At 43.6% G+C, this 25,316-nt stretch carries 35 protein-coding genes; 19 read left to right on the top strand and 16 right to left on the bottom strand.

From position 1 onward, the window contains the following. Positions 1 to 246, top strand: a 246-nt coding sequence (locus tag QUB11_RS19120; protein WP_333391390.1) for a hypothetical protein, incomplete at its 5' end; no start/stop codon positions are given. A gap of 30 nt (positions 247 to 276) precedes the next feature. Here the strand turns inward: QUB11_RS19120 and QUB11_RS19115 are convergent. Genes QUB11_RS19115 through QUB11_RS19105 form a run of 3 tightly spaced genes read right to left on the bottom strand, consistent with a single transcriptional unit; the run spans position 277 to position 1,511 of the window. Then, positions 277 to 678, bottom strand: a complete 402-nt coding sequence (locus tag QUB11_RS19115; protein ID WP_172192721.1) for a helix-turn-helix domain-containing protein — start codon at positions 676 to 678, stop codon at positions 277 to 279. A gap of 18 nt (positions 679 to 696) precedes the next feature. After that, positions 697 to 1,098 carry a helix-turn-helix transcriptional regulator gene (locus QUB11_RS19110; RefSeq protein ID WP_190733505.1) on the bottom strand — a complete coding sequence of 134 codons (402 nt, stop codon included), beginning with the start codon at positions 1,096 to 1,098 and terminating at the stop codon, positions 697 to 699. 32 nt (positions 1,099 to 1,130) lie between these two features. Next, positions 1,131 to 1,511 (bottom strand): helix-turn-helix domain-containing protein, encoded by a 381-nt coding sequence (locus QUB11_RS19105; protein ID WP_333030075.1) that lies wholly within the window; start codon positions 1,509 to 1,511, stop codon positions 1,131 to 1,133. A 117-nt stretch (positions 1,512 to 1,628) separates the two neighbouring features. On the opposite strand from QUB11_RS19105, the gene QUB11_RS19100 reads away from it, so the two are divergent. Beyond that, positions 1,629 to 2,012 carry a hypothetical protein gene (locus tag QUB11_RS19100; RefSeq protein ID WP_333204995.1) on the top strand — a complete coding sequence of 128 codons (384 nt, stop codon included), beginning with the start codon at positions 1,629 to 1,631 and terminating at the stop codon, positions 2,010 to 2,012. A gap of 127 nt (positions 2,013 to 2,139) precedes the next feature. On the opposite strand, the gene QUB11_RS19095 is transcribed toward QUB11_RS19100, so the two are convergent. Then, positions 2,140 to 2,625, bottom strand: coding sequence for an allophycocyanin subunit alpha-B (locus QUB11_RS19095; RefSeq protein ID WP_333063958.1), 486 nt, complete (start codon positions 2,623 to 2,625; stop codon positions 2,140 to 2,142). Positions 2,626 to 3,108: 483 nt separating this feature from the next. Between QUB11_RS19095 and rlmD the strand changes: the two genes are divergently transcribed. The 3 genes from rlmD to QUB11_RS19080 all read left to right on the top strand — a co-directional run bounded on the left by rlmD (position 3,109) and on the right by QUB11_RS19080 (position 5,413). Beyond that, entirely contained in the window at positions 3,109 to 4,521 is a 1,413-nt protein-coding gene (rlmD, locus tag QUB11_RS19090) for a 23S rRNA (uracil(1939)-C(5))-methyltransferase RlmD (RefSeq protein WP_333204991.1), read from the top strand. 149 nt (positions 4,522 to 4,670) lie between these two features. Then, on the top strand, positions 4,671 to 5,090 hold the full coding sequence (locus QUB11_RS19085; protein WP_015178784.1) for an element excision factor XisH family protein: 420 nt from the start codon (positions 4,671 to 4,673) through the stop codon (positions 5,088 to 5,090). Beyond that, positions 5,078 to 5,413 (top strand): XisI protein, encoded by a 336-nt coding sequence (locus QUB11_RS19080; RefSeq protein ID WP_106146449.1) that lies wholly within the window; start codon positions 5,078 to 5,080, stop codon positions 5,411 to 5,413. The genes QUB11_RS19085 and QUB11_RS19080 overlap by 13 nt, the downstream gene beginning before the upstream one ends. A gap of 107 nt (positions 5,414 to 5,520) precedes the next feature. On the opposite strand, the gene QUB11_RS19075 is transcribed toward QUB11_RS19080, so the two are convergent. Genes QUB11_RS19075 through QUB11_RS19065 form a run of 3 tightly spaced genes read right to left on the bottom strand, consistent with a single transcriptional unit; the run spans position 5,521 to position 6,693 of the window. Then, positions 5,521 to 5,829 carry a type II toxin-antitoxin system RelE/ParE family toxin gene (locus QUB11_RS19075; RefSeq protein ID WP_333204986.1) on the bottom strand — a complete coding sequence of 103 codons (309 nt, stop codon included), beginning with the start codon at positions 5,827 to 5,829 and terminating at the stop codon, positions 5,521 to 5,523. 26 nt (positions 5,830 to 5,855) lie between these two features. Continuing rightward, positions 5,856 to 6,116: a type II toxin-antitoxin system ParD family antitoxin gene (locus QUB11_RS19070; protein ID WP_333204984.1), complete on the bottom strand. Its 261-nt coding sequence runs from the start codon at positions 6,114 to 6,116 to the stop codon at positions 5,856 to 5,858. A 46-nt stretch (positions 6,117 to 6,162) separates the two neighbouring features. Further along, the gene (locus QUB11_RS19065) at positions 6,163 to 6,693 is read right to left on the bottom strand and encodes a LuxR C-terminal-related transcriptional regulator (protein WP_333204983.1); all 531 of its coding nucleotides are present in this window, start codon (positions 6,691 to 6,693) and stop codon (positions 6,163 to 6,165) included. 363 nt (positions 6,694 to 7,056) lie between these two features. Between QUB11_RS19065 and QUB11_RS19060 the strand changes: the two genes are divergently transcribed. From QUB11_RS19060 to QUB11_RS19045, 4 genes are read left to right on the top strand one after another with little or no spacing between them, the layout of a single operon-like run. Further along, positions 7,057 to 7,281, top strand: a complete 225-nt coding sequence (locus tag QUB11_RS19060; protein ID WP_293192902.1) for a hypothetical protein — start codon at positions 7,057 to 7,059, stop codon at positions 7,279 to 7,281. Positions 7,282 to 7,318: 37 nt separating this feature from the next. Beyond that, the gene (locus tag QUB11_RS19055) at positions 7,319 to 7,747 is read left to right on the top strand and encodes a hypothetical protein (protein WP_333204980.1); all 429 of its coding nucleotides are present in this window, start codon (positions 7,319 to 7,321) and stop codon (positions 7,745 to 7,747) included. Next, a complete protein-coding gene (locus QUB11_RS19050; RefSeq protein ID WP_333204978.1) occupies positions 7,747 to 8,598 on the top strand; it encodes a ThiF family adenylyltransferase in 852 nt (283 codons plus the stop codon). Before QUB11_RS19055 ends, QUB11_RS19050 begins: the two co-directional genes overlap by 1 nt. Position 8,599: 1 nt before the next feature. Then, positions 8,600 to 9,580, top strand: coding sequence for a hypothetical protein (locus QUB11_RS19045; RefSeq protein WP_333204976.1), 981 nt, complete (start codon positions 8,600 to 8,602; stop codon positions 9,578 to 9,580). 109 nt (positions 9,581 to 9,689) lie between these two features. Here the strand turns inward: QUB11_RS19045 and QUB11_RS19040 are convergent, their stop codons facing one another. Then, positions 9,690 to 9,824, bottom strand: a complete 135-nt coding sequence (locus tag QUB11_RS19040) for a hypothetical protein (protein WP_333204974.1) — start codon at positions 9,822 to 9,824, stop codon at positions 9,690 to 9,692. A 78-nt stretch (positions 9,825 to 9,902) separates the two neighbouring features. On the opposite strand from QUB11_RS19040, the gene QUB11_RS19035 reads away from it, so the two are divergent. From QUB11_RS19035 to QUB11_RS19025, 3 genes are all read left to right on the top strand, one after another. Further along, entirely contained in the window at positions 9,903 to 10,118 is a 216-nt protein-coding gene (locus tag QUB11_RS19035) for a hypothetical protein (protein ID WP_333204972.1), read from the top strand. Between the two features lie 108 nt (positions 10,119 to 10,226). Then, positions 10,227 to 10,553 (top strand): hypothetical protein, encoded by a 327-nt coding sequence (locus tag QUB11_RS19030; RefSeq protein ID WP_333204970.1) that lies wholly within the window; start codon positions 10,227 to 10,229, stop codon positions 10,551 to 10,553. Continuing rightward, the gene (locus QUB11_RS19025; protein WP_333204968.1) at positions 10,540 to 10,689 is read left to right on the top strand and encodes a hypothetical protein; all 150 of its coding nucleotides are present in this window, start codon (positions 10,540 to 10,542) and stop codon (positions 10,687 to 10,689) included. The genes QUB11_RS19030 and QUB11_RS19025 overlap by 14 nt, the downstream gene beginning before the upstream one ends. A gap of 144 nt (positions 10,690 to 10,833) precedes the next feature. On the opposite strand, the gene QUB11_RS19020 is transcribed toward QUB11_RS19025, so the two are convergent. The 4 genes from QUB11_RS19020 to QUB11_RS19005 all read right to left on the bottom strand — a co-directional run bounded on the left by QUB11_RS19020 (position 10,834) and on the right by QUB11_RS19005 (position 12,141). After that, a complete protein-coding gene (locus QUB11_RS19020) occupies positions 10,834 to 11,061 on the bottom strand; it encodes a hypothetical protein (RefSeq protein WP_333204966.1) in 228 nt (75 codons plus the stop codon). Next, positions 11,051 to 11,308, bottom strand: coding sequence for a hypothetical protein (locus QUB11_RS19015; protein ID WP_333204964.1), 258 nt, complete (start codon positions 11,306 to 11,308; stop codon positions 11,051 to 11,053). The genes QUB11_RS19020 and QUB11_RS19015 overlap by 11 nt, the downstream gene beginning before the upstream one ends. Positions 11,309 to 11,396: 88 nt before the next feature. Then, positions 11,397 to 11,621, bottom strand: a complete 225-nt coding sequence (locus tag QUB11_RS19010; protein WP_333204963.1) for a DUF7689 domain-containing protein — start codon at positions 11,619 to 11,621, stop codon at positions 11,397 to 11,399. Between the two features lie 40 nt (positions 11,622 to 11,661). After that, positions 11,662 to 12,141, bottom strand: a complete 480-nt coding sequence (locus QUB11_RS19005; protein WP_333105115.1) for a hypothetical protein — start codon at positions 12,139 to 12,141, stop codon at positions 11,662 to 11,664. A gap of 319 nt (positions 12,142 to 12,460) precedes the next feature. Here QUB11_RS19005 and QUB11_RS19000 point away from each other — a divergent pair, with 319 nt between their 5' ends. From QUB11_RS19000 to QUB11_RS18975, 6 genes are all read left to right on the top strand, one after another. Further along, a complete protein-coding gene (locus QUB11_RS19000; RefSeq protein ID WP_333204961.1) occupies positions 12,461 to 13,576 on the top strand; it encodes an SPFH domain-containing protein in 1,116 nt (371 codons plus the stop codon). A gap of 877 nt (positions 13,577 to 14,453) precedes the next feature. Next, positions 14,454 to 15,692 (top strand): hypothetical protein, encoded by a 1,239-nt coding sequence (locus QUB11_RS18995; RefSeq protein ID WP_333204959.1) that lies wholly within the window; start codon positions 14,454 to 14,456, stop codon positions 15,690 to 15,692. Positions 15,693 to 15,699: 7 nt separating this feature from the next. After that, positions 15,700 to 17,289 carry a glycosyltransferase family 39 protein gene (locus QUB11_RS18990; RefSeq protein WP_333204957.1) on the top strand — a complete coding sequence of 530 codons (1,590 nt, stop codon included), beginning with the start codon at positions 15,700 to 15,702 and terminating at the stop codon, positions 17,287 to 17,289. Positions 17,290 to 17,564: 275 nt separating this feature from the next. Then, positions 17,565 to 17,882: a YkvA family protein gene (locus QUB11_RS18985; protein ID WP_333036095.1), complete on the top strand. Its 318-nt coding sequence runs from the start codon at positions 17,565 to 17,567 to the stop codon at positions 17,880 to 17,882. 143 nt (positions 17,883 to 18,025) lie between these two features. Next, positions 18,026 to 19,066, top strand: coding sequence for a UDP-3-O-(3-hydroxymyristoyl)glucosamine N-acyltransferase (lpxD, locus tag QUB11_RS18980; protein ID WP_333391388.1), 1,041 nt, complete (start codon positions 18,026 to 18,028; stop codon positions 19,064 to 19,066). Positions 19,067 to 19,277: 211 nt separating this feature from the next. Continuing rightward, positions 19,278 to 20,141 carry a CPBP family glutamic-type intramembrane protease gene (locus QUB11_RS18975; protein WP_333204953.1) on the top strand — a complete coding sequence of 288 codons (864 nt, stop codon included), beginning with the start codon at positions 19,278 to 19,280 and terminating at the stop codon, positions 20,139 to 20,141. Positions 20,142 to 20,553: 412 nt separating this feature from the next. Here the strand turns inward: QUB11_RS18975 and QUB11_RS18970 are convergent, their stop codons facing one another. From QUB11_RS18970 to QUB11_RS18955, 4 genes are all read right to left on the bottom strand, one after another. Beyond that, positions 20,554 to 21,012 (bottom strand): hypothetical protein, encoded by a 459-nt coding sequence (locus tag QUB11_RS18970; protein WP_333204951.1) that lies wholly within the window; start codon positions 21,010 to 21,012, stop codon positions 20,554 to 20,556. A gap of 54 nt (positions 21,013 to 21,066) precedes the next feature. Continuing rightward, a complete protein-coding gene (locus tag QUB11_RS18965) occupies positions 21,067 to 21,429 on the bottom strand; it encodes a hypothetical protein (protein WP_333204949.1) in 363 nt (120 codons plus the stop codon). Between the two features lie 84 nt (positions 21,430 to 21,513). Next, on the bottom strand, positions 21,514 to 21,852 hold the full coding sequence (locus QUB11_RS18960; RefSeq protein ID WP_333204947.1) for a hypothetical protein: 339 nt from the start codon (positions 21,850 to 21,852) through the stop codon (positions 21,514 to 21,516). A 185-nt stretch (positions 21,853 to 22,037) separates the two neighbouring features. Next, entirely contained in the window at positions 22,038 to 22,535 is a 498-nt protein-coding gene (locus tag QUB11_RS18955; RefSeq protein ID WP_333204945.1) for a hypothetical protein, read from the bottom strand. Between the two features lie 692 nt (positions 22,536 to 23,227). Here QUB11_RS18955 and QUB11_RS18950 point away from each other — a divergent pair. Further along, positions 23,228 to 25,234 (top strand): NB-ARC domain-containing protein, encoded by a 2,007-nt coding sequence (locus QUB11_RS18950; protein ID WP_333204943.1) that lies wholly within the window; start codon positions 23,228 to 23,230, stop codon positions 25,232 to 25,234. Positions 25,235 to 25,316 lie beyond the last annotated feature (82 nt).

The raw sequence follows: 25,316 nt of genomic DNA, 5'->3' as shown, positions 1-25,316 counted from the left end.
CTATTGTTAAGAACAGGCAAGATGCCTGTTCCACAACAACTCAATATTTTGCTTGTGGGGTGGGCACGCGAGCCCGCACTATTGTTAAGAACAGGCAAGATGCCTGTTCCACAACAACTCAATATTTTGCTTGTGGGGTGGGCACGCGAGCCCGCACTATTGTTAAGAACAGGCAAGATGCCTGTTCCACAACAACTCAATATTTTGCTTGTGGGGTGGGCACGCGAGCCCGCCCTGAAAAGCTGATTAACAATACTGCCAGATGTCAGCAATCAACTACTCGTAAAGCTTCGCGTCATTGTACGGCGGATGTTCGCACGCGATATATAAAGCATTTGTCGGTTCGAGGGCTTCCCCTGTCACCGGATCGATCGGCTTGAGCACAAAGCATAACAGAGAGAGCGATCGCCAATCCAAATTATCCAGCTTTCCACGTTCGTAACGGTTGACTGTTGCGGCACTGATACCCACATCTTTCGGTACGGGTTGATTTGTAGCTGTGAACAGCGCCTCTTCATATCCCTTTGTTTTGAACTCTGTTTCGCTGACAGACCAACCTGTTGTCTGTCTTGCTGCTTTTAAAATCTTCCCCAAACGCATCCGCCCCGTTTCCGTGAAGCGAACGGGACGCAATTCCTGCTCTTTGTCTACCACAGCTTTGTTAGAGAGTCCTGACATTACCTATCTGCAAATAATCTAGTCATAAAGCTTCGCGTCATTGTACGGCGGATGTTCGCAGGCGATATAAAGCGCATTTGTCGGTTCCAGGGCTTCCCCAGTCACCGGATCGATCGGCTTGAGCACAAAGCATAACAGAGAGAGCGATCGCCAATCCAAACTTTCTAACTTCCCGCGTTCGTAGCGACTAACAGTAGCATTACTAATACCGACATCTTTTGGTACAGGATCTCCGGCTGTCCGAAACAAAGCGGCCTCGTATTCTTTTGTGACCATTTCTGTTTCAATAATTGACCAGCCCCGAATCTCTCTAGCTGCTTTCAGAAGTTTTCCCAATCTACCGCGTCCCGTATCCGTAAATCGCACAGGGCGCAGTTTTTCCTGATCGACGACAGCCTTAAAGTCAAGAAATCCCGGCATTTTACAGATCCAATTTAACTATTATGTCAATCCTACGCCTCAACGTTTGGGTTCCAAAATTCAGTTCCGATCAACAGTAAGTCTTCTAGAGTAACCAACCGCTTTTCAACCGGGTGAACTGGTTCGAGAACATCGAGGAACAGCCACAAAAGATCGGGTGCAGGCTTGTTGTAATAGCCATTTTCGATTCTCGAAATGCCTGCAATGCTGACCCCCAAGACTTTCGGCAAAGGCTCTCCCCCTAGATTATAAAATTGAGCCTCATGCTGCTTGGTCTTTTCGCTCAGTTCGTGAACGCTCCACCCCCTAGCTTCCCGCCATGATCGCAGGAATTTACCCAACCGCCGCAGCCCGGTATCAGTAAATCTCCGTCTCAAGTATTCTTTTTCTCGCCTAGCTTCTGCTACAACCATCAGTCATCACCTATCTGCATAAAGCTAAGCTATCACGCCTGACTTTCTAGTGTAATTTTTAAGTTTGCAACTTAAGAATATTGTGTTACAATGTTGGAACAAAGTAAATAGACAGCCATGACAGCACTGTTTCGCCGCATCCAACCCTCGAAAAAGCTCCGCATCACCGTCAGGTCGATCGCCCAACTGCTCAAAATCAGCCAAAATCAAATTAAGCGAGTCGAATCATGGGCTTTCGTGGTTTTCGTGCATCGGCGGGACAGAGGCGGACAATTTATCTCGTACCGCAGGCTGGAAGAATGGCAAAATGCGATCGCCCATCATATCCAAACCTGCCCCACCCTTGGAGAACTCTCGCAGCTCAAAACATCCATTCACTACGACAGCCGGAAATTCAAAAAACAATGTCTCCAAAAAACACTTGACTTTTTCAATCAAATGTGCATTGAAAGACAAGACGAACTCAACATCTGGGAAAGCTTAAACAGCATTGCTTCCTAGCAGAAATTAGGCAGATTTCCTTTCCCAAAACAGAAGCGAAACATTTGCGAGCAATGGCGAGATAAAATCACCCCAAAAATCACCCGCGAATGCTCCGCCACATTCATGAAAGCAATCACCAAAGCAATTAAGACATTGCTTGAGCGATATAATCAAAATAAGGAGCTGCTTCCTTAGCATCCTCCTGATTGAGCAAAGCCAAAGAAGCTTCCTTCAAACAGCGGATAGCTTCGACCATGCCAGGAACAGGAACGCCCAGAGAATTATACATTTCCCGAACGCCAATCAAACCGATGCTTTCGATCGGCTCCTTGTCACCCGCCAAGATACCGTAGGTAATCAGGCGCAAGTACCAGCCGTAGTCGCGCAGACACAAAGCCCGTTCGCGTTGGCCGTAAGCATTACCTCCGGGGGAGATAAAGTCAGGGCGTTTTTTCCAGAGTTTTTTGCTAGCTTCTTCAACAATTTTTTTCTCACTGTCAGACAGCGCCGTAGCAATACGCACCCGCTGTTCTCCGGTTTTAAAAAAATCTTTGATGCTTTGAAGTTCGCCGGTACTGGGATAGCGAAGTTCGTCGTCGGCTTGGAGAATTAGTTGGCTAACTACGCTCATTGTTATTCAAAAAAATTGAGGATATTTGAGAGTAAGATTAATTGACATTCTCATCCCTTAAAGACGAGATTCTAGGTTGGGCGATTTACTTTGCTTCTAACATTTATCAACATTAGAAGTAGCCGATAAATCTCCGGAAACGTTATGCTTGATGTTCAAGCCAGTTTCCCTGTGTTCCAGGGTACTGCGGGAAAAACTCAAAAACTGCGACTGAGAGTTTTGATGTCGGCAGACACTTTGACTGTTTAACGAGTTTTTGCTACGTCGCCCCAACAGCATATCGCACAGGCACGGGTAGGGGCAACTCACGGCAGGCTTGACTTGCAGGTGGAAGCTTGGCTTTAGCAGCAAGACGTTCAGCAGCAGGAAGACAGCCTGCAATTGAGTTTGAGTGCGATGGCCTACGCCCCGCTTCGCTACGACTTATCTCAGGAAAGAGAGAGCGATATTGCATTACCATATTAAATCCTACCACGACTACTTGTGACCAAATCTAAATTCCCGACCCCAAACTCGACGAAATTGGCAAACCCTTGCCAGCAAGGTCAACTGATTGAGATAGAGATTACCGACTTGACAGACACCGGCGACGGAGTTGGTCGTTTTGGTGAGTTAGTAGTGTTTGTGCCCGATACCGTGACGGGCGATCGAGTCCTTGTCCGCCTCGTGCAAGTCAAATCCACCTATGCTACAGGCAAGCTGGACACACTTCTCGAAACATCCGAACACCGCATTCGAGCTAACTGCATTGTCGCCGACAAGTGTGGCGGCTGTCAGTGGCAGCACGTAGATTATCAATATCAGCTTGCAGCCAAGCAAAATCAAATCATTCAAGCCTTAGAACGGATTGGCGGATTTAGCAATCCCCAAGTTGATGAAATTTTAACGGGAAAAATCGAGGGATTTCCCCAATTTTTGGGATACCGCAACAAAGCGACTTATCCCGTGGCCATATCTGCAACAGGTCAAGTCCAAGCAGGTTACTATCAAAAAAGCACCCACAAATTAGTCAATCTCAATCAGTGTCCGGTGCAAGATCCGCGCCTCAATCCTTTGTTAAAAGAAGTCAAAGAAGACATCCACTGGCGGGATTGGCAAGTCTACGACGAAAAGAAACATACAGGAGAATTGCGTCATTTGTCCTTGCGGATTGGACGGCGCACTGGCGAGATGCTGCTAACTTTAATAGTTCGCACTGGAGAGTTGCCGGGACTCGAAGAGCAAGCATCAGAGTGGCTGAAACAATATCCTCAACTGGTAGGTGTTTGTTTGAATATAAATCCCGCTCAAACTAATGTGATTTTTGGTGCAGAAACTCGCTGCATAGCTGGTCGTTCTTATCTGCGAGAAAGCTTTGCTGGGATGAATTTTCAGCTAAGGGCTGATACTTTTTTCCAGGTCAATACTGAGGCTGCTGAAGCGTTGTTGGAGGTAATTGTAGGGGAATTGAATTTGCAGGGAAATGAGGTTTTGGTTGACGCTTACTGCGGAATTGGTACTTTTACTTTACCTCTGGCACAACAAGTAAAAATAGCCATCGGTTTAGAAGTGCAACCGGCGGCGATCGAACAAGCCCAATTAAATGCTGAGTTAAATGACGTGAGAAATGTCGATTTTCAGGTGGGAACTGTAGAGAGTTTGCTGCCTTCCTTGGGATTGACACCGGATATTGTGCTGTTAGATCCGCCGAGGAAAGGGTGCGATCGCGCGGTTTTGGAAGCTATCAAGGAAATCAAACCAAATCGCATTGTTTATGTTAGCTGCAAACCTGCTACTTTGGCTCGCGACCTGAAGATTTTGTGCGAAAATGGGGATTATAAGTTAGCGCGAGTGCAGCCGGCGGATTTCTTTCCTCAGACTTCTCATGTTGAGTGTGCGGCGTTTTTGGTGAGGTGAATGAAAGGGCGATCGGTTTTTGGGAATGAAAGGGCGATCGCGCTTATTTGATTCTTGGCATTTTGGTTGAGTGTTATAATACTATTGGTGCTAAGTTCCTAAGTGCGTGGGTTTGGATAGAATGGAAACTAGGTCTTTGAGTAAAGTCTATGTCGGCTAGGGATGTTTTCCATGAGTCTGTGAAATCCGCTCTCCTGAAGGATAATTGGGTAATTACCCACGATCCGCTGAAGCTAAAGTTTAGCGAAGACGATCGGCTCAGGATTGACTTGGGGGCGGAACAGCTTTTAGCCGCAGAGCGAGGTGTGCAAAAGATTGCGGTGGAGGTTAAAAGCTTTCTGAGTGAATCAGCTATGTTTGATTTCCACCTAGCCCTCGGTCAATTTTTGAATTATCGACTAGCACTCAGAAATTTGGAGCCAGATCGATCGCTCTATTTGGCAGTTCCGATCGCTGCCTATAATTCATTTTTCTCTCGTGCTTTGCCCCAAGCGGCGATAGCTGAGTATGATTTGAAGTTGTTGGTATACGACCCCACGAATGAGGTGATTGTGGAATGGATCGATTAGCTAAATATCGGCAGATTGTTCGCACTTTCCTGATGGAATATAGTAAGACTAAACCCATCAATGGCGACATAGAAATCCAGGTATTGTTTGACACCGAACATGACCATTATCAGATATTAGATTTAGGTTGGGACGGTCACAATCGGATTTATAGTTGCCCGATCCACTTAGATATCCGAAATGAAAAAGTCTGGATTCAACGCAATCAAACTGATGAACTGATTGCTGAGGAGTTAGTGCTGATGGGTGTGGCGCGGGAGGATATTGTTTTGGGTCTTCAGCCTCCCTATGCAAGGCAGTTTACAAGCTATGGTGTTGCTTAGGCTGTTGCGATCGCCCTTATAATGTCTTGTCACAAGGGCGATGGCGTTTTTTTAATGAAGGTTATTGAGGCTTTCCCTCCTCCTTTTCATCCATTGATATATTAAATTCAATCATCAGCATCGGCGAAGAGGGCGGATAAATCTCGATAACCACTGACAACTCGAAAGATTTCTACATTTTGTCCGATCGGCATATAGAGGATGAGATAGTTGTCTATGGAGAGACTGCGAAGCAAGGGTAAAATTTCGTCTCTTTGTCGTCCAATATTGGGAAATTGAGCAATTTTGGCGAATTTAGCGTCAAGATTGCTTAAAAAGCGATCTGCTCGATCGAGTCCCGATCGACTAGCGATGTAGTCTGCAATTTGCTCAATGTCTTGAATTGCGGGTTGAGTGAGGCGAAATTTTGGACTCATGTTTCTTTTGAACTGTAACGCGATGCCTACGGCTGGCTACGCCTACGCAAATTAGCTCGAATTTGTGCCATTGCGGTTGCACCGTCTACAACTTCACCGCGTTGGGATGCTTGCTGACCAATCAGTGCGTCTCGTTGGAGTTCTTGCAGTCGTCCTTGATAAATATCTTGCTGTTGTTCGAGTAGTTTAATGGCTGCAAGGATAACGTCGATCGCGCTGTTGTATTTGCCGCTGGTGAGTTGGCGCTGCACGAGGGCTTCGACTTCAGGAGGCAAAACAATTTGCATGGTGTTTGAGATGAGGAGTGTTGATTCTATTGTAGGCGATCGCCCTTCAATTAGATTGGTTTGTTGAGGGGCGATCTTTTGTATTCATGTCTTCTGTCATTGTTGGCTCTGAAAGCGAAGGTAATGTTAGTTGAAGGTGAATGTCAATTGTTATTGTATGAGTTTGATTGTTCAAACCTATGTTAACTATGTTTACTAACGGAATTTGGGGTGAATAATTGCTTGAGTGAGATTTAACAGAGGGCGTAGTTTTATATCCAGCTTCCTCTAGCCAGTTATGAATATTTCTCCAGTTGCTTACCTTTTGGTTAGGTACATCTGTAATTTTTTTAAAGTATTGATATAAAGTTTTAGATACATAAACCTCAACACCTTTACGACTTTGATGGAGTTGGCTAGCTATTTCAGCAGGACTGTGGCCGCAGAGCAAACCTCGGAGAAAAAGCTTTTCCCGTTCGGTAAGTCCCTTTCTCGCACGAGGAGAGACTTGCCACTTGGCTTCTGCCATAGCTTTGTAGAGCCTTTCCAAGTCCCAGTTATTCGCAGCCTCGGCAAACATCTCGTCACTGGATGTCATCGCAGTATGTCTCGCTTAGTTGATAGCTAAAGCCTAACTAAAATTATAGCTTTAGCTAGTTGCTATCTGAGTATACTGAGTTTATCATCGTAATAGCTACTCAAGTTCAGCTTCTTTGGACTAACAAGGCATCATACCACCCAAAGCTTGACTAACTAACGGTTTCAGGCTAGGGACTCTTAAAGAGATTTAGGGTAAAAAAGGCATTAAGGAACCGTTAGCTTGACAGAGTAAGCTTTCAGAGTTCTTGCCAATTGGCAAGAGCTTCAGATTTTGTTACTTAATTAAGTCAAGATTAATTGCTGCCTTTGCCTGAAATACTAAGTTAGGAGTAGCTCAAGCTGTTTTTCACGTGTTAAGCAAATGCCAAATGATTTTGACGATATAGTCGATGGAATTACGGAAGGAGTAATTAGTGCTGCTGCTAGAGGTGTTGGCAGATCAATTGCAAATATGGCAGAAAGAGCCTTTAACGCTCAAGAAGAAGATGAGTTTGTCGAAATCGATTCAGATGGTGTAGTTCGTCCACTCGAACCCAATCAATCTCCAAAAGGAGTGGCGCTCCGCGATCCAAAAGGGGAGTATTAGTTGCCTAACCTTAAAAGTAGTTATTAAACAATAAATAATGACAAATATTGCTATTAATCGTGGACTTATATTTCTCGGAAATGATTTATCTAGAGATAGGATGGCTGTTGAGAGTGAGAAAATTAAGCGCTACTATCCACAGTTTGCTTTTAAAGCATCCAAAGGGTCTATCAAGGCTGTAGAGGGGTATTTAAAGACAGCGGACGAAAACTATTACCTAGTTAGCATAGAAATTTCTTTAGAATATCCTTACAAGATGCCATCGATTAAGTTGCTTGAAAGAACCATTGAACCTGATTGTCCTCACAGATATCCGATGAGTGGCAATTTATGTGTGATGAAGCCAGAGCAATGGACTTCAAACTATTCATTGGCATATATGGTATCTAAGGCTGCAATCTGGGTCAACAAATATGATGTTTGGCAACGTACTAAAAAGTGGCCAGGAAAAGAGCAAGCACACTAATGAAAAATCAAAATTATTCACTTGAGTTTGATAGAATTAGCTATCTACTTAATCCAGAATTTTTTTCAGATAAGCGGATCACTGTTGTGGGTTTAGGTAGCGGTGGTACACCAGCTTGCGATCACCTTGTAATGAATGGTATTCGGATTTGGGAACTTTACGATCCAGATACTCTGGCATCTGAAAATCTTGTCAAGCATCCTAGAATGCGTAAAGATTTAGGACGACTCAAAGTAGACATACAAAAGGAGTGGATAGAAGACAGAAATCCCAATGTAGAAGTTAAAACTTTTGCAGAGGATGTGATGCAATCTCCGAACTTTATTGAGTCGGTTTGTCGCTCGGATCTCGTTCTTTCTTGTTCCGATAAAAAGAGTGTCAGAGAGTTTGTCAGTGACCAGTGTGTGGCAGCGAAAGTTCCTTTTGTAACAGCATCCGTGTTTCGGACAGGCATAGGAGGTGAAATTTTTGGCTACATTCCAAGTCAAACTGGTTGTTACAAGTGTTTACAACTTTTCTCCGAACTCAATCAACTTGACTTATCAGACGATGCTTTAGGACTTACGGAAGATGAAGAAAGTAGAATTTACGGTCTTGATGAAAAAGAATTTCGTGCATCAGGACTATCAATTGATATCCAAATGATTGCATTGATTCAAGTTAGGATGGCTCTCTCTATTTTGCTGAGAGAGTCAACTCAGTCAATGGCTACATTGAAAAGTAACTGGATTGTGTATGCCAATAGACCAGCCCCAGGAATATTCCGCAGTCATTTTGAAGCAAAGCAAATGCTTTTAAAACCTCAAAAAGTATGCTACTGCACTAATAGCAATCATCAATTGGAGGATTAGTATGTCGGGAGTTTTATCTTTGTTTGGAATAGGTAGAGCAGATGATAGGCATTCTAATCCAGACATATCAGTTGAAATTTTTGATACTGTTATTGCCAGAATAAGTCATGCAGTATCAGTTTCTAACCGTGAGGAAGGTGGAAAGTTTGTTGGAAAAATCAGTCAAAATCGCAATCATATAAAAATTCGAGTAGAAACTTATATAGACTCTGGCCCTCGTGTCAATAACTCAGTAGGTCACTTGATGCCAGATGGTGAGTATCAAGAAGCAATGTTTCGCGTGTTGGAGAAATTTGACCAAGATATTAATTACCTGGGTTCTTGGCATACTCATCACTGCAATGGATTAGCAGAATTGAGTCAAGGTGACATTAGGGGTTACAGAGAAACTGTGAACAGCCGTCAATATGATTTGGACTATTTCTTTGCTTTATTGATTACAGATTTGTATGGCGCGGAACTTCGGAAACGTTACTACCTATTTGTCAGAAGTCAAGGATATGCGGATATTCCGGATTCTGCCGTACATATTATTAAAGGAGCATCACCTTTAGAACAAATTTTGAAAAGTGCTGAAGAAGCTGCATTTGCTCATCGCAGCAGTCAAGCAAATTTCTATAGAGGTGCGTCTGAACATAGACCTCAGATGGAAGTAGCCGCAGATTTTATGCAAAAAATACGGAGTGAAGATCGAGGATGGATATTGAATAGCTTTCCTACGGCACAGACACTCGAAGCCAAAAAGGATGGATCTATATATTGGAGGTGGCTGATACCTTTAGATGATGGTGAGCTTAAGGTTCGTTATCAATATCCTAGCTATTCTTCCTCTAAGCCAGCACATCTAGAAATTATCTATGACAGCGAGGAAGTTATCTCAGAAAATATACTATTAAATTCTTCTCGGTTTGAGCAAATTGATAAATATTTAGCTCTGGCAATGGAGAAGGCGAAGTCAATAGCATCAAGAAACACAAAATGAAAAAATAGGGTAGAAGAGGAGTGCTCCCCTAGGCCCGAAATAACAAAAAGTGCGATCGCCCGTCTCTTGTCCCAAATCCATCCTTCGCTGCTACTTTAGCTTGCGTAAGTCAGGCAAGTCGGCATTTATGAGGACTTGTCAAAGCTCGATCGCCTTTCTCATCCCGAATCCCAAAGGGGCGATCGATCTTTTCCATCCACATATCCCAAAAGCGATCGCCCTTATTTTCTTTACTCGCGCACATATTCAACTTGTTAACATGAGAACATATCAGCAGAACAGGTGTACGATCGTGAGAATATAAAAATTGCAGGAAACCTAAGTGGGAAAGAGTACAGAAGTGCCAGCGAAGCGACACGACCCAAATTACATACAGCTATCGGGAGATGTCCGAAAAGAACTAGGACTTCAGTTTAAAGCTGCGTGTACTCTCAAGCAGCTAAATATAGGAGAAGGGTTGGAAGAAGCAATAGAAATATGGTTCCAGGCTCAGCAAGCCCCCTCATCCAGCAAAAGCAGCAAAAAGGGGGAGGAGTGAGAGATCCAGAACGGGAAAAAGAAGAGCTTGGCAATCCCATCAACGAACCCGTACAAGCGTATAACCTAAAAGAAGCGAAAAAGAAATGCTAACAGCTAGCAACTCAATATGAACGGTCTCTTGCAGATGTTCGGCCTGAAGGCAAAGCCTGGTTTCGCTGCTACTTTCAGTGAGGGAAAATACATGAAAATTCGAGAATCAGTTGGTCAAAGTGTATGGAATCATTCTGAGGGTTGGTGCTGCGAGCCTCTTGACCCCATACCGCCCGGTCATATTGCCCTAGCCGTTGAAGCGATAGATATTAATCTTGTAGACTGGGATATCGAAGAAATTGGCGAAAAAGCAGGTTTTGATATTCAGTACAAATACACGGGAGTCAATGACCCGAAAGATTCATCTTTAGCTTGCGTAAGTCAGGCAAGTGGGTATCTATGAAGACTTCTCAAAGCTCGATCGCGATTTAGAAACTTTGATTGCCGCCGGCATCCCGCGTCATTTATTTAAAATACTGACTGACAACGATGACATCGATTTGAAGCCTGTAACGCAATACCTCAAAGCAGTTTCCTAATGTTTTGGGTGTAACGCAATTGTTGCTTTTTCAAAGTGCGTGAAGCGGAGCTATCCCGTAGGGAATCGCCCTTATTTTCCGAAAGTGCGATCGCCCTCTCTTATCAAAAGAGTCAATAAAAACTTCTGATTTTGAACTACAAGTCTAAACGTGATAAGCAGTAATAGCAACTATTCCATCAGGACTATAAATAGCTTCAATGCGTCTAAAAGTAGAATGAGTCCACCACACTTTCAGGCGATTTCCCTGAGCCGGAGCCGTACCCATTTTACCGTAGCCTGCTGTTAATAGAAGTAACTCAAATTCTGTAGATGGCAAAGTTTTTACAGTAATTTGAGGGATACCGTCAAGCTTATGCTTATCAAGGGTCATAGCTACCTTGATAAGTGCTGTAGATGCGGTAGCCAGGGAATACTAAAGCAATGCCAATGGGACTGTGAATAGTCCCCGGATAGTTTTCTTCGGGCTCGCTACCCCCAATCCGAATTTTGAGCGCACCCAGCCAAATGTAGATCCCTGGAATCAAAGTATCTAAACTGTAGGCGATCGCTCGCATTTGCAGATCGGGGGGATTAATCGGTTTTAAATACTGTGGCTTTTCAGGTTTGGAAATGGACATGGCACTGATTCCCGTGCGGTATGGTGCAAAAACGGTTTTGTTGATTACACTTTAACATAACCTAAGTTTCACTTTTCAAGTGTTAAGCTTATTTTACTATTTTGTCGCGATCGCCCTTACAAATTTCATATCCCAGCGTTTGATAAGCCTGAATATACGCTTCTAGAGTCTCCTCTTGCGGTACACCGTCAGGCAAATAAAATTGCTTTCCAGGTATCGGTTGCCACCAACGATCGTCTTCCTCAGCAGCCCATGCAAAGCAGTTATATTCTTGAGATTTAGGGCGGGTAACTTGATAATCCCTGCAAGACACATTGGGTCACTTAAATTCAAATTAGGGTCTTCTATACATTCTATTCAATCGCGTAGCCTTGATTTCTCCCCCAATCTATCCAAGCTGATGCCATCTGTTTCACCCTTCCCCTTTGTTCGGGTTTAATGGGATTTTCACCCGTAATTGCACTCAACGCCGATAACCAGTAAAGGGGATTTCTTTTCAGCTCCGATAGCAACAGCGACACGATTTGTGTTCCCATACTAATAATTTCCTGATAGGCAGGATGCTGAGACATTTGGGCAGTTGAAGAAAGTCCAGCAACATCTTTCTCCCAATCCGAGGCTAGTGCATAAAATTTGTCAACTATCTCAGGGGAAATTTTAGCATTTTCGTTGAGAATATTTTGAGCTGTATTGGGTGAAAGACTTTCTGGCTGTGCGAGTAAGTTTTCGATGCCTATTAAAACTAACTCTTCTATCGATACATTCAAGTCGTTGGCGAGTTTTTGTAACTTCAGGAGTCGCTCATCAGAAAGGGCGATCGCGATCGTGTTCATCTGACTTACGCTCCTAGCATGATGCCTTAAGTATAGCCAATAAATCACTCACCTTTAGTCACCGTTAAACCAAATTGTAGCGTACGTCAGACATTAATTCTTTCGATTTCAACAGGTTGGAAGGATCAGACGCACCCTACGGACAGTATTTCGATCGCCCCCACCATCAACTAGATTCAAGCTAGATCCAGTGCGGCCTGAATCGGGGGGAGTCCAGAAGTATAGAATAGAGGTTGCGGAACCGGCACACCGCCCGATCGCTCGCCCCCAGCAATTTGTTACCCTAAAAATAGAATCTCCCCTCCCTCAACTCCCTCCCATGAACAACGCTTCTCCCCTGATTCAAACGATAACTCCAGAACGCTGGGCCGGGTTTAGTATGGACTTTATAGGGGCGGGTTACACGGGTTTGTTGGTCAAAAACGGCCGCGCCGTGCGTACCCTAAAATCCGGGCGACATTTCAGCTTTGCCCTTCCCCTGCTGGAACAGGCTCAAATTGTCCTCGTAGACACCAAACTCCGCAATTTGGAGGTGCAGTCGCACGGAGATTTTTTGTCTAAGGATCGATTTTTAATTGATGCCACCCTGACTGTTATTTATCAAGTTATAGATCCGAAACGAGTAGCTTTGGAATTGTCCGATCCTATAGGTGCTTTAGCAAGTGCAGTTAAGGATTGTATGGGATTAGCGATCGGGCAAATACCCCTACAACAGCTTATCAGTCAAGGACGGCTGTTGCTGCGCCAAAATTTGCTCGATCGCGTCCAAGATTTTTATACCCTAGGCTTTAACTTAGAAGACGTGCGAATTGGCGATGTCAGCTTTCCCGAAACCAACGGAGTTATTCGCCAAGTTGAGGGAATGAGTGCCCGACAGGAAGCAGAAAATGCCGCCGCCCTGCAAATGAGAATTGCCGAAGCAGGCCGTCCGATTGTTCCTCAATCTCCCGTACAGCAGTTAAACTTAATTTCAGGTAATTCTCCTGCGAGTCTTCCAGCTTCAGACACAGCAGGAGGGTTCGATCGCGATTTACAACAACTAACACAACAACTTGCTCAAAACAGTCTCCCAGCAGGGAGAAATCCTCACCAACTTGCACCAACCGTACTCGCAAGCAGCGATCGCAAAACAACCGCATATTTAATCTACAAACTTTCTGGAGAGGCGATCGCCCTAACAGCCAATCCTTTTACAATTGGACGCGAACCAACCAACACTTTAGTATTACAAGACCCGCAAAGTTCGCGCTACCACGCTCAAATCCGCCGCGCCACTGACGAAATTGGCAAACAGCGATATCAGCTTGTCGATAGCGGCAGTTCCAACGGCACTTTTGTGGGTGGGCAGAGGCTGGCGGCTAACGAGCCTTTTTGGCTGCCAAATGGTTGCGAAATTGCGATCGGCGACCAAAAATGGATCTTTCAAGATTCGTGAGTAGGAGGATTTTTCGGCATGAAACTGGCTGCATTTTGAGTGAAGTGTAGCACTTCTGCGTCAAATGAGGTACGGTTGGTAGTTGGTAATTAGTAGGTAATTGCTGCTGGCGTACCTCACGCTACCGCAAAACAGGGATCTCGATCTCAACGGTTAACTTGTTTCAATGTGCCAGTAGCGTAATGCCTGAAAGGATTTCCGAAGATTTTTAGCAAAAAAATGCTGTTTTTGACTCAGGTTGAGAGATAAAAACATCAGTAATTGACCCGATAGACCGCCTCAAAGCATTCCCAATGCTTGTGCTATTTTATACTCAAAAACTGTTTTTTACAGCACCATTGGATAATTAAAAATATAAGCAAGCGAAAGCCGACTAATGTGATATTTACAGAAATAGATTCCCATCGCTTCGCTACACTTAAAACAGTCAGCCGTTCCTTGCCAAATCATGGATGCGCTCGAAACCACCAAGTATTGTAAATTTTTTTTACACTACCCATCATTAAATGTGAAATAAGATAATATAGGCGGGTACAAAGCCTTTATTAAACCCAGGCTTTCCTCTGCTAGACAGGCACTGCCGAAGTTGATGCGGTCACAGCTCGCTATCGGGTAAAACTACCGCGCGGCCTTGTTCGGGTCACACTTAAGTGCAGAATTGGTAGTCAGAAATTAAGTAGTGATTGGCACATTTCAATACTTTAGACAGTTTGGCGGCAACCGTATAATAAGGCTTTAAAGGCGATTTCGCGAGCGAGCTACCAACAGAAAATAGAGGGTTTCAGATTACGAGGTAAAAAGTGTCCGGACTATTGACATTTCAACAGAGCAAATATTCTCATTAGTTGTCAACTTTCCTAAATTAAAAACTTAAGATATGAACCGCAGCCACAAAATTTACGAAGATCCAAGATTGTTATTGATACTGGGTGCGGTTGGGGCGCTCGTCCTTTACTTATCTTGGGATGCAGTCACAGCCAGCAAGCTATTCGATCGGTACGATATAGATCAATACTATATACGCAGCCGCTGGGCGATCGGTGAAGGAGTTTTGTTTAAAGATGTATGGTCGGATTACTTGCTGCTTCCTAATTTGCTATTTGGACTTTTCCGCTTTGTATCAGAAAATTTACATCCTTTATCCACCAGCTTCAAAAGTTTTTCCTGGCTGTGGGTGACAGTATCTTGGTTCCTTTACCTGTGGGCGACTTATATAATTGCCACCAAAGTATCGACTAGAGCGCTTTGGATTTGGTTAGCTCCGGCTCCGCTGTTTTTTACACTCGTCAGATACGATATTTATTTAGTAATTGCTACTCTTTTTGCCCTGCTGGCAATCAGAAGTGAAAAATACTTAGAGGGGGCAATGTGGTTGGGGCTAATGGTTGCCCTCAAAGGTTATGCCTTGTTTGCAGTTCCTGCGTACTGTGTATTCATATTCTACAGAAAAGGACTCCCGACGGCAATTAAAGTTGCCCTACTGTGTATAGTCCCCTTCATTCTCGGCAACCTCATCGTGCTCGGATATGCTGGAATGGAAGGTCTGAGAATGCCTTATGCGGCCCAAGGAGATAGACCGAACATTGGCGACAGCACCTATGATGCGTTTTTCTTTTTGCTATCGCCTTTGTCATTAGGAATATCGCCGATAAGTGAAGTACCTTTAGTTCCAACTAAAATAGCCCAATTCCTTCAGATTTCGATTTCATTCCTGGCTGCTGGCCTCAAACCCAAGACATTTGAGGAATTGATTGATGCCTTTTTAATCGCGATTTTAGGATTCATCTCATTTTCTAAATTCTACTCTCCCCAATTTTGCCTTTGGGTGACACCTATCGCCTGTTTTTCTGCCTCGCGGAACATTATGTCGCTAGCTGTAGCTTTTAACTGGGTTTCCTTCATTTGGTATCCCGTAGTGCAATTCTTTGCTGGTTCTCGAATTGTACAGTCCACTACAATGTATTTAGGGGGGTTATCAATTTCTCTATCAGGTGTATCAAAAATACTGTACAAAATTACTGTGATTGTTATGTCGTCTGTGCGATTGGCAATGATAAGTGTAAGTTTTTGGCAGTTAAAAAACCGACTGTATCATGTAAAATCTAAGGAAGTTTAATTTGGTCATGCAACTCAAAAGAACCGCAAATAATTGGGTAATTTATTTCTCAATTTTATTAGTTTTAGGGATATTGTTCAGAGGGATTAATCTGGATAAAAAGGTCTACTGGTATGATGAAACATTCACTTCTTTACGAGTGGCAGGTTACACAGAAGCAGAAGCCGTAGAAAATCTCTCTAAAAATCGCTTAATTACGGTAGAAGAAATACTGAAATACCAGAGATTTAATCCTGAAAGAAGTGTAGTTGATACTATCAAAAGTTTGGCGATTGAAGATACTCAACACCCGCCTCTTTATTATGGACTCGCCCGGTTTTGGATGCAGCAGTTTGGCAGTTCCATAACAGCGATGAGAAGTTTTGCGGTCGTTCTTAGTTTGCTAGCTTTTCCTTGTATTTACTGGCTGTGCATTGAGTTATTTGACTCACCGCTAACGGGATGGGTCGCTGTATCGCTAATAGCTGTTTCACCCTTTCACCTAGCTTATGCTCAACAATCACGGCAATACGGTCTTTGGGTTGTAACAATCCTCTTCTCTTGCGCTGCACTTCTAAGAGCGATCAGGGTAAAAACTAAGTTGAGTTGGGGAATTTATGCAGTAGCACTAGCAGCTAGTCTCTACACATTTTTATTTTCAGGACTGGTAGCGATCGGTCACGCAATCTACGTGCTTTTTCTGGAAAAATTTCGCAGGAAAAGTCCAATAATTACTGGTTATATAAGGGCGTCTATAGCGGGATTTTTGATATTTGTGCCGTGGCTTATAGTTGTAATAGTTAACTTTTCCCAAGCCAAGCAAGTAACAAGCTGGACAGCGCTCAAGGGCAATTTTATCGGACTATTTAAGTCATGGGTGGGGAACCTAGGTCGAGTGTTTTGTGAAACACAAAATGAGAAGATAGATCAATTAGTGAGTTTGGGAGTGTTAATCTTAGTAATATATGCCCTTTATTTTTTGTGGCGGCACGCTCCTCAGCCAGCTCGCTTATTCGTTTTCCTTTTAATTGGTATCACAGCAGCCGCACTTATCTTACCAGATCTGATTGTAGGAGGTATACGTTCTACTTCGGCTCGATACTTAATCCCATCTTACCTAGGAAGTGAACTTGCTGTTGCTTATTTAATTGGTAATAATCTCGAAGTTTTTTTGAACCGAAGCAAGGCGAATATTTCGTTCTCAACTTTAATGATTATTTTGCTTTTTACTGGTGGAATCGTGTCTTGTGGGATTAATTCACAAGCGGAAGCTTGGTGGCATAACCCGGGTAATCCTGTAGTTGCTCGTGCCATTAATCAAGCTGCAAACCCGATCGTAATTAGCGATACTCATATAGCAGATATACTATCTATGAGCCATCTTTTAGATCCAAAAGTACGACTGTTAATCGAACCTCGATGTTATACTTGTCGTATTAACTCCAGCTCGGAAACTGAGCTGTATTTCCCGAAAGTTCCGGGTATTTTTAGCGATGTATTTTTATTTAGTACATCATCTTCTGAGTTGTGGATACAAGAACTCAAAAAACAGAAGTCCGATCGCATAGAGCTTGTTCTTCAGTCCTACGAAAGCTCTCTTTGGAGGCTAAAGCAATGATATCTCAGTCGCAACAGCCAGCAGATGGAGCGCTCCCAGTTGCCGAGTTTTGCTTGCTGTCGGTTGACTAAAGTCTGTTTGTACTTATCAGTTGAAGTTTGACTCATGACACTGAGCGAGCATAACTTTAGTAGATCGCCCTTACCACAAATTCTCCCTACCCAATTCCCTATACTCCTGAGTAGAATTCTCTTCCCAACCTTAGGGGGGATATCTCCACAAGCATTTCGAGCGACAATTTGTCAAGATGGAAAATATAAGTAGAGGACAACCTGATGAACTTTTCTATACAATCTGTTTACAACTGGTACCGCGACACCCTCCGCAACCCCAAGTACCGCTGGTGGATTATTCTGGGAACGCTGGCATATCTGGTAAGCCCGATCGACATAGCCCCAGACTTTCTCCCCGTCATCGGACAAATTGACGATGTGGCGATCGCAGTCTTGCTGATTTCCGAAGTTTCCCAAATGGCGATCGACTACTTTAAATCTCGCCAAACAGAAACAGCTTCTGCATCCGAAGCCACCGGTGCCAATTATTCTGAAGCCAACGGCAGCACCGTTGACGTAGACGCAGTTTCTGTAAAATAATTGCCAAAAATAATCGAGCGCTACAACCCCGACTTCTTAAAGAAACCGGGGTTTTTGTTTTTTAAATGGCAACTGCTGAGATCGTGCTCAAAACCTGGTATTTTTAACTATGATCCATCTGTGCTAACAAAAAATTTTTATAGATGAAGTTTAGCGAAATAGTAGAAAAACTTAACTTAGCCACCAGTCGCACCCTCACAGCGTCGGTTGCTACCGATCCAGAAATTACTGGCCCTGCCCCAGTTGATGAAGCTGCACCGGGCACAATCAGTTACATAGAAGGTGCTAAATTTGCCGTTCATACAGCCACTACAAATGCTTCGGCTTTAATTTTACCCTTAGATGAAAGCCTGCAAGCTCAATGTGACGATCGCAACATTGCTTGGATTGCCGCGGCAGATCCGCGATTGTTATTTGCTGAAACGATCGCCATTTTCTATCAACCGTTTCGCCCAGCATCCGAAATTCATCCCTCAGCCGCCGTTCACCCCTCAGCAGAAATTGGTGAAAATGTCTATATCGGCCCCCACGTCGTTATTCAAGCAAAAGTCAAAATTGGCAGCAACGTTTGCATTCATCCAAATGTTGTAATTTACCCAGATGCGGAAATAGGCGAAGGCACTGTTTTACACGCTAATTGTGTCATCCACGAACGTACTCGCATCGGGGCAAATTGCGTGATTCACAGCGGTGCGGCGATCGGCAGCGAAGGTTTTGGGTTCGTGCCGACAGGCACAGGATGGGTGAAAATGGAGCAGTCTGGCTGCACTGTATTAGAAGAGGGCGTTGAGGTTGGCTGCAACAGCACGATCGACAGGCCCGCTGTCGGAGAAACCCGCATCGGCCAGAATACAAAAATTGACAATTTAGTACAGGTAGGTCATGGCTGTCAAGTAGGGAAAAATTGCGTTTTTGCCGCTCACGTTGGCATGGCTGGCGGGGTAAAAATTGGCAACAATGTAATCTTGGCAGGTCAAGTGGGAATTGCCAATCAAGCCAAAATCGGAGATGGGGCGATCGCCACCGCTAAAGCCGGAATTCACAGCGACGTGCCCGCAGGTGCGATCGTGACGGGTGTTCCAGCAATTCCCCACAAACTATTTCTGAAAGCCGCAGCCGTCTACAACCGCTTGCCGGAAATGTACCAATCTTTGAGGCAAATTCAGCGAAAGCTCGATCGGTAATCAGTTGGCAGTTGGCAGTAGTCAGTTGGCAGTAGTCAGTAGTCAGTAGTCAGTAGTCATTAGTCATTAGTTATTAGTCATTAGTTATTAGTTATTAGTCATTAGTTAACAGTCAACAGTCAACAGTTAACAGTCAACAGTCAACAGTTAACAGTCAACAGTCAACAGTTAACAGCCAACAGTCAACAGTATTATAGTTGCCACCCATTAAATGTGGAATAGTATAACTAACCTGCGACTGCTGTCGCCGTCAATACCAGCAATTGTCAAAATAATCTTGTTTTTCTCGACTTGGATTGTTGTGTGGCTTCCCGCAGCGATTGTGCTGGCGAGAGCCCTCAAATGGCATCCGCCCCAACCCCTAGGAAACAAAAAACTACCTTTACTAGCTTCCCTATACCTGATTGTCCCCTTCATTTTATGGGCGACAAGTTGGATCGAAAATACATCTTTTATTAACTGGGGTTGGGATTGGCAACCCGCAGTTTTGATGTCATTGCTGCGGGGATTAGGATTAGGAATAATCAGCTTAGTAATTTTATTCGGTCTGCAATTAACCGCAGGCTGGATCGATCTAAAAAAAAGCGAAACTTCCACCGAAACAGGCGAAAAAAAGATTAATTTTTGGACTTTAATCCTTAACCCTGCTAGTCTGCTGACTCTGTTATTAGGACTGTGGATTAGCGCCACAGAAGAGTTAATCTTTCGCGGCTGCTTGCAAACAATCCTCCAGCAAGATTACTCAGTGCTAATCGCAGCAGCGATCGCCAGTTTCATTTTCGCGATCGCCCACCTAATTTGGGCAGCCAAAGAAACTCTACCGCAACTGCCCGGATTGTGGCTGATGGGGATGGTTTTAACACTAGCCCGCATCGCCGACAATGGCAGTCTAGGATTGGCGATCGGCATTCACGCAGCTTGGATTTGGGGTATAACTACCGTAGATACAGAAGGCGCAATTAAACCTACTTCTAGCGTACCAGAATGGATTACAGGAATAGCAGCAAAACCGCTAGCAGGTGCAGCCGGAATTCTGCTACTGCTAGCAACAGCAGCCGTACTTTTGTTAATTTAAATAAGACTTACCCTAAAAAATCCGGTTTCTTATAAAACATTGGCTCTCCTATATTTGTGGTATAAATGATAGTATAGCAATCCTAAATCATGTGTGAATTTCTTACTCCCTCCCCTTAGCAAGGGGAGGGGTTAAAAAAATTATGACTCCTGCAATGATTGCTATATAAGCGTCTTCCTCATCCGGGATATGGGGCCTGCACCACGAGAATTTTTATTTTGCTGAGCACCATAAACTCAGGAGATTTGGATTATGATATCAATTCCGGTTGCACTCCTCATAATAGTTGACTGTTAATTGTTAACTGTTAATTCGAGGTCGCAAAACTCAATGATGGTTGAGTGTTGAATGTTGACTCGATTTTACGCTCGACGATCAAGCGCGGATTTGATATGATATCTACTCTCTTGACTCAAATATTCAAAGGACGCGATGGCGGTGGTGGCATTGGCGGTTTAGCGATCGCCAGAGACTTAGAATAGCGAGCCTCTAAAACACCAGTTCTAAACTGAGCCACTTTTTCTCCTTTCCTGTGAAATACTATCACATTAACCCGACTGCTGTAAATAGTCAGATAGCGCTGTTTGACAATGAAGGCAAGAATAATAAAGACAACACCGATAAAAATACTGAGAGTCGGAATTCCTAACCAAAACAGCCACCAAGTACAACCCTCTCCTGTTTCAATCGCTCTAACATCCTCAATCGGAATAAACACCTCTTTTGTTTCTAATCCAAAAAAAGATTCCGAGCTGATTTGTAACATTTCGCCTGCCAATTTAACCGTAATTGTGCCATTACTTTGAACTGGAACAATCCCCACAATTTGACCAGGTGTACCGCTGATTTGGATGAGTTGATTAGATTTCATATTTATTGTCTATTGGCGGTTCGGAAAAGCTATTAGATCGCCTCGTTTTAGGATTTAGCACGTCCGAAAAATTGTATAACAACAACCTCGACCTATTTGTTGACTCAAACTTGCTCTACCTATCGCCACAAGTACCACTAAAACCTCTTGCGTATAATAAGAAAGCTGATGCCCATAGCTGTAAGGTAAATCTAACTGGCTGGCAACTGGTTTGAGGACATCTGCTGCTTCATCTTTATTAACTTGATGTCCCTTGAGTTGATTGTACAAATACTCCACTACTTCACAAGTAATGTTTTTTGTAAATACGATTGTAGGTCTTTGAGCCTTAATTACATCTACTCGATAGTTTGAGCCTTCACGGTAGACTAGGTGGCAGTTGCGTAATCTAACCTCTCCAATCAATTCGCTCTCCATCTGTTCCTCCTATTTGATTTTCTAAGCAATTAGCAGCGATCTATCTTGGGCAATTTACAAATAAAATTGCTCATCTCCTGTTTACTAAAACCCAAACTCTTCCCCAAGTCTCCGCCTCAAATCTCCAGATAGTGGTAATTGGCGGATTTCTTTGCAAATTGCAGCATGAGATTCTCCATTTTGAATGCGCTGCCTGTAAATTCCAATTAACAGCGCTTCAAGACCGTACTTAGATAACATTTCTGTCGCTAAACCGGTGATGCCCAGCAAAGCAATGCCACCGAACATTCCTGCTGGCCCACCTAACATGGCCAAAGCCGTCGTAATTGCGGCCGCTCCTGCAAAACCTGTAGTTGCCATCACAATTAGAAGTAAAATTACAGGCAATCCTAGTCCTGCTGCTTTCCTAACAAACTCGTCCATAATGTCGCTCCTAGTCTGTATATAGAGGAATTAAAAATCCGAGAATTTGGTTTTTTTGCCTTGAATTTCCTTTAACAAAAGGCTTCACTGAAACCAGCCCCAAAATTTATTTACTGATTTCATGAATTTTTCCTAATTTATTGAAGGATTTGGTATGTGTTTAAGTTTTATCTCTAGTATCTTACCTAGTCCCACTCCAAAAACTTGATAGACAAATCATTGTTACTGCGATCGCCTAGTTGAAGAGCATTGTTCATGATTCTCCTGAATTCATAACCCTGATTGCGAGCTAATACACCGCCAAGCTTAACAGTCAAAAATTCGACTACAGCTCCGTCTCGTTTATCGATAAATTGGACGCTGATAGACTGAACTTTAGCCGTCTTACTTTGCTTGTTGGTCAACCGCCCTACAAGAAATCGCTGAGTTCCTGTATTTTCCATCGCTAATCCAGTTAACTCCAGTCCATTCACGAGCTGAACCCTAAAAGGGTCTGGCTTCCGCGGGTTTTCAGGTGGTTTGGGAAATCGACAAAGCTCATCGAGAGATTGATACTGTTTTCTTTCAGAATTCAACTGAAAACACCCCGGATATTCTTGGGCGATCGCCCTCGGAAACAGATTGAAAACAGACAGAAGCGCGATCGTCGGTAAAGCGGTTATCAACTTGACGCACCTAAACATGGCCTTTTACTCTCCGATCAGCAACGATACTCGTCAGTTGTTTTAGTCCAGCAGTTTTCACAGGTAATCTGGTTTCGACCTCCACTGATTAACCAGGGTCAAACCCAAAAATTATGCAAAGCTGAGGGGGAAACTGTATTCAGGTTCGCTGAACTCAGAAAGCTCTCCGGCTGCGCCGACTTTCTGAAACATCCACCGCGCCTAACTGAGATTAATGTATCAAGGATAGTTCTAATTTGTCAAGCTAATGCTCAAAAAAAACTCATTAAGTGAGAAATAGGCTCAAAAGTCGATTTCAAAAGGTTCTAGCCCCTCTAACGGCAACTTAAACAAGGTCTAAACCTTTACAGATAAAGTATCCTGACCTGGAAATGGCTCCAAAATTCAGCCGATCGCCCCTCAATTATTCTGTTGTCTATCTCGTTTACCTACTTTTAAGTGAGAAAAAAGCCCATATAATCAAGTTACAGCCCAGAAGCCTCTGTTTGCGCCACCCCTCATTTCTTCTGTTGTCTATCTCGTTTATCTCGTTCTAAGTGAGAAAAAAGCCCATATAATCAAGTTACAGCCCAGAAACCTCTGTTTCTACTGCCAAAATTCCTGTGTTCGCTTATTTCGCGCGATCGCCCCGTCCTTTCCCAGCTATCTTTGAGTAGAACCGCCCGCTTTGTAATACCTGTATTCAACGTAGTATGAAACTTCCCGAAGATTTTTTAATAACTTTAGCCACTAAAGTTGGCATTTCCGAAAACGAATTTGAAGTCTTATCAAGAGCCATCAAAGGCGAATCCATGTCTGATATTTCAGACCAGCTTCGTGTTCGCAAAGATGCCTTACAAAAACGCCTGGGAGAAGTGTATAAAAAATTTGAAGTTCAAGGTGCCGGGCCGGGAAAATTAGCAAAACTCCAGCAAATTCTCGTAACTGAATACCAGAAACAAGTTGCCACTAACCGTCACGATACTACAACCGAAAGTGAAGTTGATCCAACCCTAGACAATACCCGCTTCCAAGACGCAACTATCCCTCAATTTTCACCGCGTATTGATTGGGGAGAAGTCCCAGATCCAGAACCTTTCTACGGGCGTAATTCCGAAATAGAAACTCTCAAAAAATGGATAGTAACAAACCGTTGTCGAATAGTCACAATTTGTGGCATGGGAGGGATTGGCAAAACAGCATTAGCTACCCAAACTCTACAACAAATTCAAGGGGAATTTCAAACCATAATCTGGCGAAATATCGCCACCGCTGACCCCATTGAAAAACTCTTGCCAGACCTCTTGCAATTCCTATCTCATCATTCAGAAATCGAGATTCCCAAACCCAGCAACTCACTCATCGCCCAATTAATAGAATATTTGCGTTTAACCCGCTGTTTATTAGTCTTCGATGAAGTCGAAACTATCCTCGCAAGCGGACAGCTACCAGGACACTACCGCCCCGGATACGAAAGTTACCGGGAACTCTTCCAACAAATAGCACAAACCCCTCACCGAAGTTGCCTGCTTATCATCAGTTGGACTCACCCTATAGAAATTTATAATGTAGCAGAAGAAACCTTACCTTGTCGAGCTTTAGAACTGAGGGAATTACCAGAAAAGGATGCCAAACAAATCATTTTATCCGCCCCAAAATTTTCTATTTCAGAGAGTAATTTGCTATCAGAACTCATTTATCTATATGGTGGCAATCCCCTCCTTTTAAAAATAGCCGTCACTCACGCTCAAGATATGTTAGCGGGCAATTTAGCACAACTCATCAAAAAAACTCCCTCGGTTATTGAGGGGATTGTCCGAGATTTTTTTGAGCATCACTTTCAGGATTTTTATGAATTGGAAGTAAAAGTGTTGTCTTGTTTGGCAAGCAATAAACCCGCCACCCTTAGCGAGTTGCAATCCAGTCTACTATTTGCTGAAGACTTATCAGAATTGAAACTGGCTGTAGAAATTCTCATCGAGCGATCGCTGCTGCAAGCCCTCACCGAGTCTGGGGAAGAACGCCTGACAGTCACCCCGCAGGCTAGGCTATTTATCACCCATCAATTAATTGCTAAATACCTAAATCAAATTGGTTACAAGAAATACTTAGAGAGCGAGTTACAGACGGCAAAATGTTATTTAACACAAACCATTCGCTACAATCCAGAACTGCCAGCAGCTAACTACAATTTAGGGTCAACCTACGAAAAACTAGAAGATTTGTCCAACGCTCGCCAGCACTACAAAAAAGCAGCAGAATATAAAAACAGTCGCGCTGCCGCTGCGGCTGTCAATAATTTAGCTCGACTGGAAATTCTCAGCGAAAATTTTGACGTAGCGGTAGAACTAATTCTCTCCATTTTGCCACAAGTTAATGACAAAATGGTGCAAGTCACGCTCCACAAAAATCTGGGATGGGCTTATCTAGGACTGCAACTTTACAGTGACGCAGAGACTCACTTGCAAAAAGCAATTGAATTAGATAAATTCTATCCTATTGCACACTGCTTGCTAGCACAAGTTCTCGAAGCAAAAGGGGATACAACAGCCGCTCTTTCTTGCTGGCAAAAATGCCTGAATTGCTCTGCCCAAGGCCAACAACAAGAAGGTATGGCGTGGAAACTTCCAGAATTAAGTATTTGGAAGAGCTTTGCGCGCGAGAGGATCAGTGCTTCGAGAGCATCTCACTTTTGCCGCCAAGCTAGAAATTCGAGTTAGGAGTTAGGAGTCAGGAGCCAGGAGAAAAGAGGAAGAAGGAAGAAGGAAGAAGGAAGGAGCCAGAAGAAGTGTTTTTACAAAT

It is taken from the genome of Microcoleus sp. B6-A1 (genome assembly GCF_036705085.1).
Classification (GTDB): domain Bacteria; phylum Cyanobacteriota; class Cyanobacteriia; order Cyanobacteriales; family Microcoleaceae; genus Microcoleus.
The sequence above is the reverse complement of the archived record's forward strand: the minus strand, read 5'-3'. Positions and strand labels throughout refer to the sequence as shown.